1 rRNA gene is annotated in these 1,844 nt (G+C 57.9%); it reads left to right on the top strand.

Annotated features, from left to right (window positions below):
* Window positions 1-140 precede the first annotated feature (140 nt).
* A 23S ribosomal RNA gene (locus tag AC0Z36_RS29545) occupies window positions 141-1,844 on the top strand; the annotation flags it as partial.

The raw sequence follows: 1,844 nt of genomic DNA, 5'->3' as shown, positions 1-1,844 counted from the left end.
GGGGTTGTGGTTTGTACACCTCGGGTTTCCAGTCTCGACTGGATGGTCGAACCGTTGTGCTCGTAGAGCATGGCAGGCGCCATCGGAGGTCGTGGGGCTGGTCGTTGTTTGAGAACTACACAGTGGACGCGAGCATCTGTGGCCAATTTACTAAGGGCGCACGGTGGATGCCTGGGCATCAGGAACCGATGAAGGACGTGGGAGGCCGCGATAGGCCCCGGGGAGCTGTCAACCGAGCTGTGATCCGGGGGTGTCCGAATGGGGAAACCCGGCAGTCGTCATGGGCTGTCACCCGCCGCTGAATATATAGGCGGTGTGGAGGGAACGCGGGGAAGTGAAACATCTCAGTACCCGCAGGAAGAGAAAACAACAGTGATTCCGAGAGTAGTGGCGAGCGAAATCGGATGAGGCTAAACCGTATGTGTGTGATACCCGGCAGGGGTTGCGCATGCGGGGTCGTGGGATTTTTCTTGATCGGTCTGCCGGCTGGTCGGTGAGTCAGAAACCGTTGGTGTAGTCGAAGGACATGCGAAAGGTCCGGCGTAGAGGGTAAGACCCCCGTAGACGAAACATCAGCGGCTCACTTGAATTTTTCCCAAGTAGCACGGGGCCCGAGAAATCCCGTGTGAATCTGCCAGGACCACCTGGTAAGCCTAAATATTCCCTGATGACCGATAGCGGACTAGTACCGTGAGGGAAAGGTGAAAAGTACCCCGGGAGGGGAGTGAAATAGTACCTGAAACCGTGTGCCTACAAGCCGTGGGAGCGTCGTTGCCTTTGTCTTGACAGGGGTGGCCGTGACTGCGTGCCTTTTGAAGAATGAGCCTGCGAGTTTGCGGTGTGTGGCGAGGTTAACCCGTGTGGGGTAGCCGTAGCGAAAGCGAGTCCGAATAGGGCGATCTGGAGTCGCGCGCCCAAGACCCGAAGCGGAGTGATCTAGCCATGGGCAGGTTGAAGCGCGGGTAAGACCGTGTGGAGGACCGAACCCACCAGGGTTGAAAACCTGGGGGATGACCTGTGGTTAGGGGTGAAAGGCCAATCAAACTCCGTGATAGCTGGTTCTCCCCGAAATGCATTTAGGTGCAGCGTCGTGTGTTTCTTGCCGGAGGTAGAGCACTGGATAGGTGATGGGCCTCACCAGGTTACTGACCTTAGCCAAACTCCGAATGCCGGTAAGTGAGAGCGCGGCAGTGAGACTGTGGGGGATAAGCTCCATGGTCGAGAGGGAAACAGCCCAGAGCACCGACTAAGGCCCCCAAGCGTGCGCTAAGTGGGAAAGGTTGTGGAGTCGCAGAGACAACCAGGAGGTTGGCTTAGAAGCAGCCATCCTTGAAAGAGTGCGTAATAGCTCACTGGTCAAGTGATTCCGCGCCGATAATGTAGCGGGGCTCAAGCGCACCGCCGAAGTCGTGTCATTCGTACTGTAGCCAGGCCTTCGTGGTCCAGGTGTGCGGATGGGTAGGGGAGCGTCGTGTAGCGGGTGAAGCCGCGGTGGAAACCAGTGGTGGACGCTACACGAGTGAGAATGCAGGCATGAGTAGCGAATCACACGTGAGAAACGTGTGCGCCGGATGACCAAGGGTTCCTGGGTCAAGCTAATCTGCCCAGGGTAAGTCGGGACCTAAGGCGAGGCCGACAGGCGTAGTCGATGGACAACGGGTTGATATTCCCGTACCCGCTTTAACACGCCCAACGTCGAACCCGCTGATGTTAAGGCCGTGAAGCCCCCGGGAAGTCTTCGGACGGACTGGATGGTGGAGCCGCTGAACCAAGGTGGTAGTAGGTGAGCGATGGAGTGACGCAGGAAGGTAGTCCAGCCCAGGCGGTGGTAGTCCTGGGGTAAG

It is taken from the genome of Kitasatospora sp. UYEF31 (genome assembly GCF_057291755.1).
Note: the sequence above shows the minus strand (reverse complement) of the source record. Positions and strands in the feature narration are given on the sequence as shown.